General features: G+C 72.7%; 13 protein-coding genes. 1 reads left to right on the forward strand and 12 read right to left on the reverse strand.

The window, feature by feature from the left end:
- Window positions 1-61 precede the first annotated feature (61 nt).
- Genes ftsA through KF840_16520 form a run of 12 tightly spaced genes read right to left on the reverse strand, consistent with a single transcriptional unit; the run spans window position 62 to window position 13,358 of the window.
- Entirely contained in the window at window positions 62-1,291 is a 1,230-nt protein-coding gene (gene ftsA / locus KF840_16465; GenBank protein ID MBX3026503.1) for a cell division protein FtsA, read from the reverse strand.
- A gap of 4 nt (window positions 1,292-1,295) precedes the next feature.
- Window positions 1,296-2,150, reverse strand: a complete 855-nt coding sequence (locus KF840_16470) for an FtsQ-type POTRA domain-containing protein (GenBank protein ID MBX3026504.1) — start codon at window positions 2,148-2,150, stop codon at window positions 1,296-1,298.
- The gene (gene murB, locus KF840_16475; protein MBX3026505.1) at window positions 2,147-3,064 is read right to left on the reverse strand and encodes a UDP-N-acetylmuramate dehydrogenase; all 918 of its coding nucleotides are present in this window, start codon (window positions 3,062-3,064) and stop codon (window positions 2,147-2,149) included. Before murB ends, KF840_16470 begins: the two co-directional genes overlap by 4 nt.
- 8 nt (window positions 3,065-3,072) lie before the next feature.
- Window positions 3,073-4,473 (reverse strand): UDP-N-acetylmuramate--L-alanine ligase, encoded by a 1,401-nt coding sequence (locus KF840_16480; protein ID MBX3026506.1) that lies wholly within the window; start codon window positions 4,471-4,473, stop codon window positions 3,073-3,075.
- 5 nt (window positions 4,474-4,478) lie between these two features.
- Window positions 4,479-5,552: an undecaprenyldiphospho-muramoylpentapeptide beta-N-acetylglucosaminyltransferase gene (gene murG / locus KF840_16485; protein ID MBX3026507.1), complete on the reverse strand. Its 1,074-nt coding sequence runs from the start codon at window positions 5,550-5,552 to the stop codon at window positions 4,479-4,481.
- A gap of 8 nt (window positions 5,553-5,560) precedes the next feature.
- Complete coding sequence (ftsW, locus tag KF840_16490) at window positions 5,561-6,700, reverse strand: putative lipid II flippase FtsW (protein MBX3026508.1); 1,140 nt, start codon at window positions 6,698-6,700, stop codon at window positions 5,561-5,563.
- On the reverse strand, window positions 6,697-8,028 hold the full coding sequence (gene murD, locus KF840_16495; protein ID MBX3026509.1) for a UDP-N-acetylmuramoyl-L-alanine--D-glutamate ligase: 1,332 nt from the start codon (window positions 8,026-8,028) through the stop codon (window positions 6,697-6,699). The genes ftsW and murD overlap by 4 nt, the downstream gene beginning before the upstream one ends.
- The gene (gene mraY / locus KF840_16500; protein ID MBX3026510.1) at window positions 8,025-9,101 is read right to left on the reverse strand and encodes a phospho-N-acetylmuramoyl-pentapeptide-transferase; all 1,077 of its coding nucleotides are present in this window, start codon (window positions 9,099-9,101) and stop codon (window positions 8,025-8,027) included. The genes murD and mraY overlap by 4 nt, the downstream gene beginning before the upstream one ends.
- Window positions 9,101-10,525 carry a UDP-N-acetylmuramoyl-tripeptide--D-alanyl-D-alanine ligase gene (gene murF / locus KF840_16505; protein ID MBX3026511.1) on the reverse strand — a complete coding sequence of 475 codons (1,425 nt, stop codon included), beginning with the start codon at window positions 10,523-10,525 and terminating at the stop codon, window positions 9,101-9,103. Before murF ends, mraY begins: the two co-directional genes overlap by 1 nt.
- Before the next feature lie 40 nt (window positions 10,526-10,565).
- A complete protein-coding gene (locus KF840_16510) occupies window positions 10,566-12,533 on the reverse strand; it encodes a PASTA domain-containing protein (GenBank protein ID MBX3026512.1) in 1,968 nt (655 codons plus the stop codon).
- Complete coding sequence (locus KF840_16515; protein MBX3026513.1) at window positions 12,530-12,895, reverse strand: cell division protein FtsL; 366 nt, start codon at window positions 12,893-12,895, stop codon at window positions 12,530-12,532. The genes KF840_16510 and KF840_16515 overlap by 4 nt, the downstream gene beginning before the upstream one ends.
- Before the next feature lie 7 nt (window positions 12,896-12,902).
- Window positions 12,903-13,358: a division/cell wall cluster transcriptional repressor MraZ gene (locus KF840_16520; protein MBX3026514.1), complete on the reverse strand. Its 456-nt coding sequence runs from the start codon at window positions 13,356-13,358 to the stop codon at window positions 12,903-12,905.
- Between the two features lie 510 nt (window positions 13,359-13,868).
- Here KF840_16520 and KF840_16525 point away from each other — a divergent pair.
- The gene (locus KF840_16525) at window positions 13,869-14,843 is read left to right on the forward strand and encodes a hypothetical protein (protein MBX3026515.1); all 975 of its coding nucleotides are present in this window, start codon (window positions 13,869-13,871) and stop codon (window positions 14,841-14,843) included.
- The last annotated feature ends 26 nt before the right edge of the window (window positions 14,844-14,869 follow it).

The following is a 14,869-nucleotide window of genomic DNA, read 5'->3' on the forward strand; positions in this document are numbered from 1 at the left end:
CCTCAACCTCCCTCATCCACCCATGCTCGTGTAGCACGGGCTCCATAACGAATTTTTAGAATCACATCAACTCTCGGAACCACTCAACCACGCGACGGCGCACGCGATTGAAGACGCGGCCGTCGTCGACGAGCCCCGGGAGGTGGCTGCGCGGTTGGGCGCCGTAGCACGCGAGGCCGACCACGGCGGCGTAGTCGGGGCTGGCGAGCGTGTCGTCGACGCCTTCGCCGACGTACGGCGCGCCGACCCGCACCGGCAACTGGAAGACGCGCTCGGCGAGCGCCACCACGCCGTCCATCATCACGCTGCCGCCGGTGAGGACGATGCCCGAGGCCAACGCGGTGTCGAGCCCGCAGCGGATGAGCTGGCGCTGCACCAGGGCGAAGATCTCGTCCAGCCGCGGCTCGACGATCTCGGCGAGGATGCGGCGCGACAGCTCGCGCGGCGCCCGCCCGCCGACCGTCGGCACCTCCACCATGTCCTCGGCGGGCACCGCCGACGCCAGCGCGGCGCCGAAGCGGCGCTTGAGCAGCTCGGCGTCGCGGAACGGCGTGCGCAGCCCGGCGGCGATGTCGCTCGACACGTGGTTGCCGCCCACCGCGAGCACCGCGGTGTGCTTGGCCGCGCCGCCGGCGAAGGCGAGGAGCCCGGTGGTGCCGGCGCCGATCTCGACCACGGCGACGCCGAGCTCCTTCTCCTCGGGCGACAGCACCGACTCGGCGGCGGCGAGCGGCGCGAAGACCAGGTCGACGACGTGCAGGCCGGCGCGCTGGCAGCACTTGATGACGTTCTGCGCCGCGGCGATCGGCGTGCTGATGATGTGCACCCGGGCCTCGAGGCGGACGCCGGACATGCCGACCGGCTCCTTGATGCCGTCCTGGCCGTCGACCACGAACTCCTGCGGCAGCACGTGCAGGATGTCCTGGTCGGTGGGCAGGGCGACGGCGCGCGCCGCGTCGAGCACCCGCTCGACGTCGCCGGGCGCCACTTCGCCGCTCTTGATCGCCACCACGCCGTGGCTGTTGAAGCCCTTGATGTGACTGCCGCCGACCGTGGCGTAGACGCTGTGGATCTCGCAGCCGGCGCGCAGCTCGGCTTCCTTCACCGCGCTGGCGATCGCCTGCACGGTCGCCTCCATGTTGACCACCACGCCGCGGCGCAGGCCTTCGCAGGGCGCGGTGCCGCAGCCGAGGACGCTCAGGCCGCCGCCCGGCGCCAGCTCGGCGACCACCGCCGCGACGCGCGACGTCCCGACGTCCAGTCCGACCAGTAGCTCCGGCTTCTTCGCCATGGGATCACGCTTTCAGCCGGCGGCCGCGCTTGGGGACGCGCGGCGCCGGCGGCGGCGCCGCCTCGGCCTGGCGCAGGGTGGCGACCACCTGGTTGCGGAAGCGCAGGTCGAGCCGCGCCAGTTGCTCGCTCGGGCCCTGCCAGCCGCGCAAGGCGCGGTCGGCGCGCTCGAGCTTGGTGTGCCAGCTCCCCCACCCGAGCACCAGCGACACGCGCGGCCGCGCCGGGAAGACGATGATGCCGTCCTCGGGATCGACGTGCACCTCCGAGATCGAGCCGACGCACGCCGCCCGGCCGTCGCGGCGGCGCGCCGCGTCGGTCGCCACGGCATCGGCCGTGGGCTCGCAGCGGCGCAGCAGACGCAGGGCCCGGCGCAGCATCCAGTTGCGCGTGCCGGCGGGCGCGTCGGCGTCGAGCCCGGTGATCACCGGCAGGTTGCGCGGATCCGTGGGACGCAGCGGCCCGAAGGTGGCGCCGCCGCGGTCGACGTAGAACAGGTCGCCGAGCACCGCGATCGCCTTCGGGCGGCGCTCGTGGACGACGATCTCGAGGCGGCCGGGGAAGATCCGCTTCACCGCCGCGGCGGCGATGAAGGGGTGCGCCTCGAGGCGCTCGCGCACCGCCGCCGGCGTCGCCTCCCACACCGTCGTGGTGTCGCCGAGGCCGAGCCAGGCGGTCACGTCGGCCGGGGTCAGCGCCGGGCCGACGCCGTGGATGGCGACCTGGTTGACGACGAAGTACGGGTGATGCCGCAGGCGCTCGACCAGCGGCCGGCGCGCCATCCACCCCAGCGCCGCCAGCCCGAGCGCGGCGCAGACGCCCAGACCGACCCACCGCCAGCGCGCCAGCCAGGCCGTCATTCGCGCCCCTCCCAGTCGCCGATCAGCTTGATCTCCGGCACCAGGCGGATGGCGCGCGCCCGCCACACCGTGTCCGTCACCTCGTCGATCAGCGCCTTGACGTCGGCGGCGGTGGCGTCGCCGACGTTGACGATGAAGTTGGCGTGCCGCTCCGAGATCATGGCGCCGCCGACCCGCCGGCCCTTCAGGCCGGCGGCCTCGATCAGGCGCCCGGCGAATTCGCCCGGCGGGTTCTTGAACACCGAGCCGGCGTTGGGAAAGCCGAGCGGCTGCTTGCTGTCCCGCTTGCGCTTGGCCGACGCCATGGCGGCGCGGATCGCCTCGGGATCGCCGGCGGTGAGCGCGAAGTCGATGCGGGTGACGATGTGGTCCGGCGGCAGGTCGAAGCGGCGATAGCCGAAGCGCAGCGCGGCGCGCGGCAGCTCGCGCACGCCGTGCGCGGGATCGACCACCTCGATGGCGCTCACGCACTGGCTGATCTCGCCGCCGAAGGCGCCGGCGTTCATCAGCAGGCCGCCGCCGAGCGAGCCCGGGATGCCTTCCGCGAACTCGAGGCCGGTGAGGCCGCGCGCCGCGGCCTCCATCACCAGCTTCTTGAACGGCGCCGCGGCGCCGGCGCGCACCTGCCAGCGGTCGCCGGTCTGGCGCCAGTCGAAGACGCCGAGGGCGCGGCCGAGCTTGAGGACGATGCCGCGCACGCCGCGGTCGGCGACTAGGACGTTGGTGCCGATGCCGAGCACCGATACCGGAATGCCCTCGGCGCGGCCGCGGCGCTGCAGCGCCAGGATCTCCTCGGCGCTGCCCACCTCGACCCACGCATCGGCCGGCCCGCCGATGCGGAACGAGGTGTGCCGGCTCAGCGGCTCCGCGTAGCGAACCCGCGGGCCGAAGCGCTGCTGCAGCCACTCGCGCACGGCCGCTCCTATTGCACCGTCCATGTCGTCGCCTGGGCGCCGACCAGGCTGTGCACCAGCTCCTCGGCGATGCCGTGGATGTTGCCGGCGCCGAGCACCACCACCATGTCGCCGACCTGCAGCAGCGGCCGCAGCTCGGCCACCAGGTCCTCGCGCTTCGGCACGTACGACACCTCGAGGTGGCCGCGGCGCTTGAGCGCCCAGAACAGCACCTCGCCGTTCAGCCCGTCCACCGGCTCCTCGCCGGCGCCGTAGATGTCGGTGAGGACGAGGTGATCGGCGTCGTCGAAGGCGTCGAGGAACTCGCCGAAGAGATCGCGGGTGCGGGTGAAGCGGTGCGGCTGGAAGACCACCACCAGGCGCCGGCCGAAGCCCTCGCGCGCCGCCGCCAGGGTGGCGCGGATCTCGGCCGGGTGGTGGCCGTAGTCGCTGATCACCATGACGCCGCCGGACTCGCCGCAGAGCTCGAAGCGGCGGTGGATGCCGCCGAACTCGCCGAGCGCCTCGACGGCGGTCTCGAACGGCACGCCGAGCTGCTCGGCGACGGCGATCGCCGCCACCGCGTTGAGCGCATGGTGACGCCCGGGCAGCCGCAGGCGCAGGGTGCCGAGCACCTGGCCGTTGCGCGCCACCTCGCACATGGTCTCCATGCCGATGACGCAGAGATCGCGGGCGACGTACTCGCAGTCGTCGGTGGTGCCGTAGGTGATGACCCGCTTGCGCACCTGCGGCAGCAGCGAACGGACGTTGACGCTGTCCAGGCAGAGCACGCTGACGCCGTAGAACGGCACCCGGTTCATGAACTCCAGGTAGGCGGCGCGGGCGCGATCCATGTCGCCGTAGTAGTCGAGGTGCTCGGGGTCGATGTTGGTCACCACCGCGACCACCGGCGACAGCATGAGGAAGGTGCCGTCGCTCTCGTCCGCCTCGGCGACCAGCAGCTCGCCCTGGCCGAGGCGGGCATTGGTGCCCATGCCGTGCACCTTGCCGCCGATCACCGTCGTCGGGTCGAGGCCGCCGCGGGCGAGGATGGCGGCGATCAGCGACGTCGTGGTGGTCTTGCCGTGCGTGCCGGCGACGGCGATGCCGTACTTGAGGCGCATCAGCTCGGCCAGCATCTCGGCGCGCGGGATGACCGGGATCTTCAGCGCCCGCGCCTGGATCACCTCGGGGTTCGCGTACTTCACCGCCGAGGAGATGACGACGACGTCGACGTCGGGGGTCACCGCCTCGGCGCGGTGGCCGAGGGTGACGGCGGCGCCGCGCGCCGTCAGGCGACGGGTCGCGTCGCTCTCCGTCATGTCGGAGCCGCTCACCCGATGGCCGAGGGTGAGCAGCACCTCGGCGATGCCGCTCATGCCGACGCCGCCGATGCCGACGAAATGGATCCGCCGCGGTTCCCTGAACAACTTGGTCATCCGCCTCCGCCTCCTCCCGCCACCACCTCGCGGCAGGTCGCCACGACGCGCGCCGCGGCATCGGGCACCCCGAGCCGCCGCGCCGCCTCCGCCATCGCCCGCAGGCGCGCCCGATCGCGCGCCAGCTCGATCACCGCCGCGCCCAGCCGCTCGCCGGTGCAGTCGGCGTCGAGCAGCAGGACGCCCGCGCCGGCGTCGGCGACCACCGCGGCGTTGGCGCGCTGATGGTCGTCGGCGGCGAACGGGTAGGGCACCAGGATCGCCGGCTTGCCGAGCACCGTGAGCTCGGCGACGGTGGTCGCGCCGGCGCGGCAGACCACCAGGTCGGCGCCCTGGTACGCGGCGCCCATGTCGTCGATGAACGCCACCGCCTCGGCGGCGACGCCGAGCGCCGCGTAGCGGGCGGCGATGGCCTCGCGATCGGCGGCGCCGGTCTGGTGCAGGATGCGCAGGTCGGGAATCGCCGCGAACAGCGCCGCCGCCGCGTCGGCCAGGGCGCGGTTGAGCCGGTGCGCCCCCTGGCTGCCGCCGAAGGCCAGCAGCGTGAAGCCCTGGCGCGGCGCCGGCGCGGCCGCCGGAAAGGCGCGCACCGGGTTGCCGGTGACCACCACCTTGCCGGCCGGGAAGTAGGCGTTGGCGGCGGCGAAGGTGGTGCAGACGCGGCTGGCGATGCGGCCGAGGGCGCGGTTGGCGAGCCCCGGACGCGCGTTCTGCTCCAGCAGCACCGACGGCACGCGCCGCAGCCAGGCGGCGGCGACGAGCGGGAACGAGGCGTAGCCACCGACGCCGAGGACGACGTCGGCGCGGAAGCGATGGAGGATGCGGGTGCCCGCCGCCACGGCCGCCGGCAGGTGCACGGCGAGGCCGAGCGCGCCGCGCCAGCCGCGGCCGCGCAGGCCGCGGATGTTCAGGGCCTGGAAGGCGAAGCGGGTGCGCGGGATGACGCGCGCCTCGATGCCGTGCGCGCTGCCGACGAACAGCACGGACTCGGGCTCGCCGCCCGCCCACTGCTCGGCCACCGCGAGCCCCGGGAACAGATGCCCGCCTGTGCCACCCCCCGCCACGATCATCCGCATCCTCAACCCGTCATGCGCGACAGCGACGCGAGCATGCCGACCTCGATCATCGTCACCAGGATCGCCGAGCCGCCGTAGCTGAGGAACGGCAGCGGCAAGCCCTTGGTCGGCAGCAAGCCCAACACCACCCCTATGTTGACCACCGCGCTGAGAATTAGCACCGCGGTCAGGCCAAAAGCGAGCAGACTGGCGAAGGAATCGGGGTGGCGCGCGGCGACCCGGAAGCCGCGCACGGCGACCACCGCGAACAGCGCCAGCACCACCAGCGCGCCGATCAGGCCGAGCTCCTCGCCGACCAGGGCGAAGATGAAATCGGTGTGCGCCTCGGGCAGGAACGCCATCTTCTGCTTGCTCTGGCCGAGGCCGACGCCGGCGACGCCGCCGGAGCCGACGGCGATCAGCGACTGCACCAGTTGGAAGGCGCTGTCCTGGGCGTGCTCGAAGGGGTCCATGAAGGCGAGCAGGCGGCGCATGCGGTACGGGGCCACCTGCACCGCCGCGATCATGCCGATCGCCCCGAGGCCGACCAGGCCGCCGATGTGCAGCGGCCGCGCCCCGCCGACGTACAGCATGAGCAGCGCCAGGGCGCCGAGGATGACGGTGGTGCCGAAGTCCGGCTGTCCCATGATGAGGGCGCAGCAGATGCCGACGCACAGCAGCGCCGGCACGATGCCGTTGACGAAGCTGCCCATGCGCTCGCGGTGCTGGCTGATCCAGCGCGCCAGGAAGAGCACCACGCCGAGCTTGACGAACTCCGACGGCTGCAGGCTGAAGCCGCCGAGCGCGATCCAGCGCCGCGCGCCGCCGCGTTCGACGCCGATGCCCGGCGTCAGCACCAGCAGCAGCGCCAGCATGCAGAGCGGCAGCATCACCGCCGCCCAGCGCTCGAGCAGCTCGAGGCGGAGGCGCGAGACCAGCAGCATCACCAGCACGCCGCCGCCGACCGAGACCAGGTGCTTGCGGAAGAAGAGGTAGGGATCGCCGTAGCGGTTGCCGGCCTGGAAGTAGCTGACGTTGAGCACCATGACGACGCCGAGCCCGAGCAGGCCGGCAACCGCGGCGAGCAGCCACACGTCGGGGCGGGTCAGGCGCGGCATGACGACGCGCTCCTGCAGACGGCTGATCGGTCGCAGACGATTCACGGCAGTTCCTCCACCAGGGCGCGGAAGCGCGCGCCGCGCTCCGCGTAGTCGCGGAATTCGTCGAAGCTGGCGCAGCCCGGCGCCAGGACCACCACCTGCCCGGGGCGCGCCGCGGCGGCGTGGCGCACGGCCGCCGCGAGATCGGGCACGACCAGCGGCGACAGGTCGCCGCCCAGTTGCGCGGCGATGGCCGGCCCGGCCTGGCCGAAGCAGATGGTGCGCGCGACCCGGGCCGCGATGCGCGGCCGCAGCGCCGCGAAGTCGCCGCCCTTGTCGTAGCCGCCGAGCAGCAGGACGATGCCGCCGGGGAAGCTGTCGAGCGACTTCTCGACCGCGCCGACGTTGGTCGCCTTGGAGTCGTCGTACCAGCGCACGCCGCCGCGCTCGGCGACCAGCTCGAGGCGGTGCGGCAGCGCCGTGGTGGCGCGGATCGCGGCGCGGATGGCCTCGGGCGGCGTGCCCCAGGCGGTGGCGGCGGTAATCGCCGCCAGCAGGTTCTCGCGGTTGTGGGCGCCGGCGAGCGGACTGCTTCTGAGGTCGTAGCGCTGCGGCGGACCGGCGTTGCGCGCCACCGCCGCGTCGCCGTCGAGGTAGGTGCCGAACTCCACCGGCTCGCGGCCGAACGAGAGGACGGTGGCGCGGGTGTGGTGGCGCTGCTCCCAGACCCAGGGATCGTCGCGATTGAGCACCGCGACGTCGGCCCCGCTCTGGTGGCGCAGCAGGTTGGCCTTGGCGGCGCCGTAGTCGGCGGGGTTCGGATAGCGGTCCTGGTGATCCGGGGTCAGGTTCAGCAGCACGCCGACGCGCGGCGCGAAGCTCGGCACCCACTCGAGCTGGAAGCTCGACACCTCGGCGACCGCGGCGTCCCACGGACGCGGATCGAGTGCCGCGTCGGCGAGCGGCGTGCCGAGATTGCCGCCGATGAACACGCGCTGCCCGGCCGCCTGCAGCATGGCGCCGAGCAGGGTCGTCGTCGTGCTCTTGCCGTTGGTGCCGGTGATCGCCAGCACCGGACAGGACAGGAAGCGGGCGGCGAGCTCGATCTCGCTCCACACCGGCAGGCCGCGCGCCGCCGCGGCGGCGAGGAGCAGGTGATCGCGCGCCACGCCGGGGCTCGGCACCACCAGCGTGATGCCGGCGAGCGCGGCGAGGTCCTCCGGACCGACGACCAGCTCCACCGCGTCGGGCCACGCCGGGTCGCGCGCCGCCGTCGCCGCGCGCTCGACGACGCGGACGCGGGCCCCGCGCGCCGCCAGCAGGCGGGCGCAACTGCGGCCGGCGCGGCCGGCGCCGATCACCAACGCGTGCGTGCCCGCCAGCTCGCTCATCGCAGCTTCAGGGTGCTGAGCGCCACCACCGCGCAGAGGATCGAGAGGATCCAGGCGCGGACGATGATCTGCGGCTCCGGCCAGCCCAGCAGCTCGAAATGATGGTGGATCGGCGCCATGCGGAAGATGCGCTTGCGCCGCAGCTTGAACGACGCGACCTGCAGGATGACCGACAGCGCCTCGACGACGAAGACGCCGCCGGCGATGACCAGCACCAGCTCCTGCTTGGTGAGCAGCGCCAGGATGCCGAGCGCGGCGCCGAGCGGCAGCGCGCCGACGTCGCCCATGAACATCATCGCCGGATAGGCGTTGAACCACAGGAACCCGAGGCCGGCGCACACCAGCGCCGAGCAGAAGATCGCCAGCTCGCCGGTGCCGGTGATGTACGGCACCTGCAGGTACTCGGCGAGCTTCGCGTTGCCGGTCGCGTAGGCGAAGATGCCGTACGTGAACGCGGTGGTCATCACCGGGCCGATGGCCAGGCCGTCGAGCCCGTCGGTGAGGTTGACCGCGTTCGAGGCGCCGACCAGCAGCACGGCGGCGAACGGGATGTAGAGGATCCCGAGATCGACGTGGACGTTCTTGACGAACGGGAAGTAGAGCGCGGTGTCGAAGTGCGGCACGAAGTAGAGGAAGGCGCCGGCCGCCAGCCCGATCGCGAGCTCCCAGCGCAGGCGGGTCGCGCCCGGCAGGCCCTTGGAGTTGCGGCCGGTGAGCTTGCGCCAGTCGTCGACGAAGCCGATGGCGGCGAAGCTGACGGTGACCAGGAGGACCAGCCACACGTACTGGTTGGTGAGATCGGCCAGCAGCAGCGTGGCGAGGATGAGCGACGACAGGATGAGCACGCCGCCCATCGTCGGGGTGCCGGCCTTGGTCTGGTGGCGCTCGGGGCCCTCGGGGCGGATCTGCTGGCCGATCTTGGCGGCGGTCAGCGTGCGGATCAGCCAGGGCCCGAAGAGAAACGAGACGACGAACGCCGTCAGCGCCGCCACCACGGCGCGGAAGGTGATGTAGCGCAGCACGTTCAGGCCGGAGAACGTGGTGTGCAGCGGGTACAGCAGGGCGTAGAGCATCAGCTCGCTCCGGCGGCGCCGCGCCCGCCAGCGGCGGCTTCGAGCAGGGCCACCACCTCCGCCATGCGGGCGCCGTAGCGGCGCACGCCCGGCTCGGCGTCGCCGCCCCGGGACCCCTTGACCAGCACGGTGTCGCCGGGCTGCCAGCGGGCGCCGATCAGCGCCGCGGCGGCGGCGGCGTCGGCGCACACGTCGACCAGGGCCCCGCCGGCGCGGCGGGCGCCCTCGGCGATCGGCTCGGCGCCGGGCCCGACGGCGAGCACCCAGGCGACGCCCGCGGCCACCGCATGGGCGCCGACCGCGGCGTGCAGCTCGGCGCTGCGCGGCCCGAGCTCGCGCATCTCGCCGAGCGCGGCGATGGCGCGTCCGGGCAGGCGGCCGACGGCGTCGAGCGCCGCCGCGGTGCTGCCGGGATTGGCGTTGTAGGCGTCGTTGATGACCGTCACCCCGTTCGCCAGCGGCACCACCTGCATGCGCATGCGCGGCGGCTCGGCGGCGGCGAGCCCGGCGGCGATGACGGCGGCGTCGAGGCCCAGGGCGTGCGCCGCCGCCGCGGCGGCGAGGGCGTTCTGGACGTTGTGGCGACCGGCGGCGCGCAGGCGCACGGGGGCGCGCGCGTCGCCGATGCAGAGGGTGAAGGCGCAGCCGGCAAGGTCGGCGTCGTCGATCGCCTCGGCGCGGACGAGGCGGCCGCTGCCGAACTCGATGCGGCGGCGGCCGGCGAAGCGCGCCGCCGCGGCGGCGACGCGCGCGTCGTCCATGTTGACGGCGATGGCGCCCGCCGCCGGCATGCCGGCGAAGAGCTCGCCCTTGGCGCGGGCGACGCCGTCGACACTGCCCACCCCCTCGAGGTGCGCCGGGCCGACGTTGGTGATCACGCCGACGTCGGGGACGGCGATCTCGGTCAGGCGGGCGATCTCGCCGAAGGCGTTCATGCCCATCTCGATCACCGCCGCGGCCTCGTCGCCGGTCAGGCGGACGAGCGTCAGCGGCACGCCGATCAGGTTGTTCTCGTTGCCGTGGGTCTTGAGCACCCGGCCCGGCCAGGCCTGCTCGAAGACCGCGGCCAGCATCTCCTTGGTGGTCGTCTTGCCGTTGCTGCCGGTGATCGCGACGACGCGGCCGCCCCAGCGGCGGCGCGTCCAGGCGGCGAGATCGCCGAGGGCGCGCAGCGTGTCGGCGACGACGATGGCGCGCGCCGGCTCGACGCCCTCGGGCACGTGATCCACCAGCACCGCGACCGCGCCGCCGGCGAGCGCCGCGGCGGCGAAGGCGTGGCCGTCGTGCGTCGGGCCGCGCAGCGCCACGTACAGGCAGTCGGCGGCGAGCGCGCGCGTGTCGGTGCACACCGCGCGCGCCGTGCAGGCGGGCGCCGGCGCGGCGGCGCCGACGGCGCGCGCGATCTCCTCGCCCGTCCAGGTCATGAGGGATGCCTCGCCCGCGCGCGCCGCCATGGCCATGGCGTCACGAGGCGCTGGAGGAGAAATACAGCGTCAGCGTGCGGTCGGCGGCGACCGCGCCGGGAAGCGGCGTCTGTCTGGCGACGTAGCCCGAGCCCTCGACGCGCACCGTCCAGCCGTCGGCCTGGGCGCGCACCAGGGCGTCGCGCATCGGCAGGCCGAGGAAGCTCGGCACGCCGCCGGGCGCGGCGATCTCCGCCACCACCTCCTCGGTCTCGGCCTCGGGCACCGGCTCGGTGGCGGCGGCGCGGCGCAGCGGCGGCGGCAGCGGCACCGGCTGCTCCTGCGGCTCGAGCGTCGGCAGGATGCGCCGGCGCGCCAGGCCGTACTCGGCGACGGCGCGGAAGACCGGCGCGGCGACGACCCCGCCGTAGGTGGCGGTGCGCGGCGTGTCGATGACGGCGAGGATCACCAGGGCGGGGTTCTCGGCCGGGACGAAGCCGACGAACGAAGACATGCGGTCGCGCGGGTGGTAGCGGCCGGTGCCCGGATCGACCTTCTGCGCCGTGCCGGTCTTGCCGGCGACGCGGAACCCGTCGATCCGCGCCTGCTTGCCGGTGCCGCGCTCGGTGACGCCGACCAGCAGGTCGGTGACCACCTGGGCGGTGCGACGCGACATGATGCGGCGTTCGAGATGCGGCGTCGCGGCGTAGCGCACGGTGCCGGCATCGTCGGTGATGCGTTTCACGATGTACGGCCGCAGCACGTCGCCGCCGTTGGCGATGGCGGCGAAGCCGCGCGCCATCTGCAGCGGCGTCACGGCGATGCCCTGGCCGAAGGCGGTGGTGACGAGATGGATGCGGCCCCACTTCTCCACCGGGCGGAGCAGGCCGCTGGTCTCCCCGGGCAGGTCGACGCCGGTCGGCAGGCCGAAGCCGAGGCCGCGCACCACCTTGCCGAAGCGCTCGCTGCCGAGCCGCTCGGCGACCTTGGCGCAGCCGATGTTGCTCGACTGGGCGATGACGTCGGCGAAGTTGAGCACGCCGTGCGGGTGCGCGTCGCGGATGGTGCGGTTGCCGACCGTGTAGCGGCCGCCCTCGCAGTTGATGCGCTCCTCGGGGCGCACCACCTGCTCCTCGATCGCGGCGGCGGCGAGGAAGGCCTTGAAGGTCGAGCCGGGCTCGTAGACGTCGGTGACGGCGCGGTTGCGGTAGACGTCGGGCCCGACGCCGCGCACGTGATTGGGATCGAAGCGCGGCACGTTCGCCATCGCCAGGATCTCGCCGGTGTTGGGATCGAGCGCCACCAGCGTGCCGGCGCGCGCCTGGAACTGCTGCACGGCGCGCTCGAGCGCCTCCTCGGCGACGCGCTGCAGGGCGACGTCGATGGTCAGCTCGACGTGAGCGCCGGCGCGCGGGAGCGACGACCCCACCCCATCACCCAACTCGAACTGTCGCCCCCACGCGTCGTGACCGACGACCAGGGCCTGCACCCCACCCCGCAACTCCGCATCGAAGGCACGCTCGATGCCCTCCAGGCCCTGGCCGTCGACGTTCGTGAACCCGAGCACGTGCGCGGCCAGCGGCCCGTGCGGGTACACCCGCTGCCGGGTCGGCTCGCTGCCGATCCCGCGCAGCTTGAGATCGTCCACCTTGCTCCACTGCTCGATCGGCACCTGGCGGCGCAGCCAGACGAACGGCGCCGAGGCATTGGCGCGCTGCAGCACCGCGTCGCGCGGGATGTCGAGGAGGCGCGCCACGGTGTTCACGTCCTCTGGCTGGAACTCGCGCGGCCGCAGGTACACCGAGGCCGAATCGCGGCTCAGGGCCAGCGGCTCGCCGAAGCGATCGACGATCGAGCCGCGGGACGCCGTCGTCCGCACGCTCTTGTGGTGCTGGCGATCGGCGCGCTGTTTGAGCGCATCGGCCTGCACCGTCGTGAGCTGCACGACGCGCATGGCGAGCGCGCTGAACAGCACCGCGAACAGCACCGCGACCGCCGCGATGCGCTGGCGCATCGAGCGGCCGGTCACGGCAGTATCCCCTCCTCCGCGCGCTCCGGCCGGCGCATGTGCAACCGGGTGGTCGCCAACGCCTCCAGACGCGCCACACTGTCGGCCGCGGCAGCCCTGACCTCGAGGTCCCGCCCCTCACGCTCCAACGCCACCACGAGCTGCCGCGTCACCGACAGTCGGTACCCGGCCTCCACCACCATCAACCGCACCCGCACGTAGCCGAGTAAGAGACACACCGCGCATGCGCCCAACGCCACGCACCAGACGATCAGCCGCCGCGCCTCCGCGCTCACCGACGCGCGCACGTTGGCGGGACGGTTCGGGCTCTGCGACAGCGGCGAGACGAGCACGCCAGCCGGGCGCGCGGCGGCCGTGGGCATCATCGTCTCACAACCCCAACTCGCTGAGCACGCCGGGATTGGCCACGGCGATGAGCTCGCCGGACTGGTGCACCGGCTGCCACTTCGCCTGATCCCAGACGCGGAATTTGCCGCGCGCGCCGGCGAAGACGACGTCCTTCACCAGCCCGGCGTAGGCGCGCAGCACCGGCGGCACCAGAAGCCGCCCCTGACCGTCGATCTGACATTCGTGGGCGCCGGGGAGGTAGAAGTCGTCGAAGTAGGCCATGGCGGCGGGAGAGAGATCGCTCCGTCCGGCGATGCGCGCCTCGAGCTTCATCCACTCACCGTACGGCCGCGCCTCCAGGCAGCGGCTCTCGCCGACGCGGAAATTGGTGATGAAGATGCGGTCATCGCCGAGCTCGCGCAGCACGTCGCGGAACCGCGCTGGGATGTTCACCCGCCCTTTGCCATCGATCGTCTGTTCGAATGTGCCGCGAAACACGCGACGACTCCCACCAATTTATTCACATCCCCACCACAGTCCGCCACTTTCAACCACCGCGAGCGGGCTATACAGCGGCATCTGTCCGCCGTCAATACAAAACTTCCATCGCCGCGCTGGGTGCATCCCCGGGGAGCGTGCGGCTTCGCACCGCTGAGAAGGATCCCCTGCCCGCGGCCTCCGACGCGTCGGAAGGATGCTCACCCCCCGTCCGCTCCGAATCGGGCCGCAGGTGACTTCGATCACCTCCGCTCATGATGTACGGCCGTCGGCCCGGTCTCCGAGCAATCCGAGCGCGACGGCCGCAAATCATTGATCGAAAGGGCGGATCGCGTCGTCCACCCGGATCCACGCCATTCCTCTCGTGCCCCACCGTTGAGCTGAACCTCGCTTCAGCGGCACGGCGTCTGCTCAGCCAGGGACTCCGTGCAAGCGGCGCGCGCCACGTTGGCGCGCGCACCAGACGCGAGGGGAGGATCGCTCATGGGTTCGAATGGCAAGCGATGGATGATGGTTGGCCTGCTCACGGCCAGCGCGGCGCTCCTGGGCGCGGCGCGCATGGCGCGCGCCGCGGACGACCCGTTCCTGAACTTCATCAGTCCGATCACGGACCCCACCAACTTCGAGGACCCGCGTTCGCAGTCGGACGTGCGGCCGATCTACGCCTACCACGTGATCCCGGGCAGCTTCGCCAAGGGCACCGGCCTCGACGGCGGCTACGTCAACGTGGCGGCGCTGCAGTTGCGCATCGCCATCAACGATCGCTGGTCGATCATCGCCACCAAGGACGGCTATGTGTGGGTGCGGCCGACCCACGACGTGAGCACCGCGACCGGCGGCGGCATCGTCACCAGAGACAGCGGATTCGCCAACCTGGCCTTCGGCGCCAAGTGGAACTTCTGGCGCGACAGCGACCTCGGCGGCCTGGCGTCGCTGGGCCTGCGCTACGAGGCGCCGTCGGGCGAGCCGCAGGCCCTGCAGGGTTCCGTGTTCAAAGCCGGCGCGCTCGCCGATCGCGGCAACGGGTTAATGAACCCGTTCGTGTCATACGGATGGTCGAAGGACGATTTTCACTTCCTCGGCTACACCGGATTCCGTTTCCCGCTGTCGGACGTCGACTCGATGTTCTTCGACTGGTCGCTGCACTTCGACTATCGCTGCCCGGAGATCACCTTCGCCGGCTACGGGCTCGGCCATCCGTACCCGACCATCGAGCTCAACTGGAAGAACGTGATGAAGGGCGGCGACCGCATCCCGCTCACCCAGGAGGGCTTCGACTTCTTCAACCTCGGATCGAGCGAGGCGGGGGGCGAGAACATCGTGACCATGGGCTTCGGCGGCCGCTGGCGCTTCACCGACAACCTCGAGTTGTGGGGGCGCCGCGGCGGCATCGACTGGGGCATCGCGTACGAACAGCCGGTCACGTCGCAGAAGGGCCTCTTCGACTGGCGCCTCACCACCGATCTGATCTTCTGGCTGGCGTGAACGGCCCGCCGCCGGTCAGCGGTCAT

This window comes from bacterium, from assembly GCA_019637795.1.
Classification (GTDB): domain Bacteria; phylum Desulfobacterota; class Binatia; order HRBIN30; family CADEER01; genus JAHBUY01.